Genomic DNA, 2,499 nt, shown 5'->3' on the forward strand with positions numbered 1-2,499 from the left:
CGCGAGGTCCGCAGGTTCCGGCCAGCGATCCATCCAGTCTTCCCACACCGGCAGGACGCGAACCACCGGAGTCTGCTGCAGCATCACCTCGCTGACCAGGATTCCCCATGGACTGCAGTCCGGGGCCCTCCACGGCAATACGCGGGCCACCTCGGAGAACCAACGGTCCATGGAGTGGTGCAAGTCCGTGAGGTGAGGGGTGCCGGCAAGTTCAGCGGCGCTGGCAATCTCGGCGGAGCCGGGCAGTGACATGAAGATCCTTGCTGCGGTTCGTGGCGGGCCCTGTTGGCGGCCGATTCCTGCCATCCACTGTAGTGGAGCCGGCCCGGAATGACGTAGGTCATACTGGCCCCGATCAGGCCCCGGCGGCGTGGTGCGGTGCCATCCGGGCCTTGCGTTGCCTAGCCTAGAAGCATGGTCAACAAGGGCAAGCAACCGCCGAGGGCGCGCACGTCGCCGTCGGCAAAAAGCCCTGCCCGGACCGCAGGAGCAAGCCGTTCCGCGAATGGGGTCGGGCCCCAAAGGCGGCGGACAAGCCCTGCCGTTTACCGGCGTCGGAGGTTGGTTGTCTTCGGTGCCCTCCTGGTGGTCCTGGCGATGCTCGTTGCCGGGGTCGTTGCCATGAGTTCATCCCTTGCAGGCAAGGCTGATCCCGGCGCAGCCAAGACCCAAGCCGTGGGAGCCGCTCCTGCGAGCCAGACGCCATCGACGGATCCCATCGCGGCTACCACGACACCCACGGCCACTCCTGTGTGCGACCTCAACCTTGTGACGGTAACGGCGTCCACGGACCAGCCCGCTTATGCGGCCGGACAGAACCCCGTGTTGAGCATGAAGATCACCAACGGCGGAGCAGCGCCGTGCCAGGTCAACGTAGGCACGTCGCAGATGGAGTTCCTGGTAATGAGCGGCGAGGACCGGATCTTCTCCTCCAAGGACTGCCAAGCGAAGGGCGATGACCTCGTGAAGCAGATCGATCCGGGCAAGAGCGAGATCGCCAACTTCCCCTGGCAACGCAACCGGACGACGGAGGGTTGTGGCGTCATCTCGGCCAAGCCGGCCACCGGCACCTACACGTTCAAAGCCGTCTTGGGAAACAAAGCGAGCACGAAAGCCGTGTTCCAGCTCGGCTAGAGGAACCTGTCCAGCAGGCTGGCTTCGGCCATGCGGCTGAGCCCTTCACGGACAGTCCGGGCGCGCTGGTCGCCGATGCCGTCTACGGTCATGAGATCGTCGATAGTGGCGGCCATGAGGTACTGGAGTCCGCCGAAGTGCTCCACCAAACGGTCGGCCACGGCTTTCGGAACCGACTTCAGCCCGGACAAGAGGCGGTAGCCGCGCGGCTGCACACCGGCGTCGAGCACGTCCATGCCTCCGGCGAAACCGATGATTCCGGCGATCTTGCCCAGGTCGATCAGCTCCGCCGGGCCAAGATCCAAAAGGGCCTGCACAGCGCCGTCGATGTCCTCGGGCGAAGCGTCGGCACCGGCGTAGTCCCGGATGATCACGTCGCTGCCCGGGCCGCGGCCGGTGGTGAGCTCTTCCAACTGCAGCGAGAGCAGCCTGCCGTCCTCACCCAGTTCCAGGACATACTGGGCGATTTCCTCGGCGATGCGCCGGACCATTTCCTGGCGCTGGAGGGTGACCGCCACATCCCGGACGGTGACCATGGCCTCGATTTCGAGGGCCGACAGGGCGCTGGTGACCTGGTCCAATCGGGCGCTGTAGCGTTCGAGGGTTGCGAGAGCCTGGTTGGCGCGGGCCAGGACCTTCTCGGAGCCCTCCAGCACGTGCCGCAGGCCGTTGACGTAGAGGGCGATGATCTGCATGGACTGGCTGACCGAAATCACCGGAACACCTGTCTGGATGGCTACGCGCTCGGCCGTCCTGTGACGCGTTCCTGATTCCTGGGTCTCGATGCTGGAGTCCGGCACAAGCTGTACTGCTGCACGAAGGATATTCCCGGCGTCTTTGTCGCAGATGATGGCACCGTCCATCTTCGCGAGCTCACGCAGTCGCGTCGGGGAGAAATCGATGCCGATTTCAAAGCCGCCTGAACAGATGGATTCGATGGTCCGGTCCGTGCCCAACACAATCAGGGCACCGGTGCGCCCACGGAGGATGCGTTCCAGGCCGTCGCGCAACGGTGTTCCGGGGGCCACCCTGCCCAGAGTCGCCTTGAGCGAATCTTCGGGGCTCCGAGCCATAGGTGTTCCCTTCAAAGGTGCACGCAGGCGCGCCCGCAAGTGTGCCGGTTTTCAGCAATAAGTCGGCGGGATCAAAATGCCATGTTTCCCGCAAGCTCAATGATAGAGGTATAGACCGGCAACAACCGCACGGGCAAGCCTTAAAGTGCCCCAAAGAAGGTTAGGTGACGAGGCCCCGGAAACGCGCTCGACGGCGGTCGCCGGACCGCCGCTTTGGGCTCGGTCCCCGGGACCGTCATGGAGCCGTCCGAAGGCGCGCGAGTCGCTCAAGGTCGCGCCGCACACTCTGCAG

General features: G+C 64.7%; 2 protein-coding genes and 1 pseudogene. 1 reads left to right on the plus strand and 2 read right to left on the minus strand.

Annotated features, from left to right (window positions below; genetic code table 11):
* Nucleotides 1-252, minus strand: a pseudogene (locus tag AHiyo1_RS09040) (A/G-specific adenine glycosylase); the annotation flags it as partial.
* Between the two features lie 309 nt (nt 253-561).
* Between AHiyo1_RS09040 and AHiyo1_RS09045 the strand changes: the two are divergent.
* Nucleotides 562-1,134, plus strand: a complete 573-nt coding sequence (locus tag AHiyo1_RS09045; RefSeq protein WP_340639304.1) for a hypothetical protein — start codon at nt 562-564, stop codon at nt 1,132-1,134.
* Here the strand turns inward: AHiyo1_RS09045 and disA are convergent.
* Entirely contained in the window at nt 1,131-2,207 is a 1,077-nt protein-coding gene (gene disA, locus AHiyo1_RS09050; protein ID WP_059388344.1) for a DNA integrity scanning diadenylate cyclase DisA, read from the minus strand. The genes AHiyo1_RS09045 and disA overlap by 4 nt on opposite strands.
* Nucleotides 2,208-2,499 lie beyond the last annotated feature (292 nt).

Origin of the sequence: Arthrobacter sp. Hiyo1, assembly GCF_001263615.2 — a bacterium.
Classification (GTDB): Bacteria; Actinomycetota; Actinomycetes; order Actinomycetales; family Micrococcaceae; genus Arthrobacter.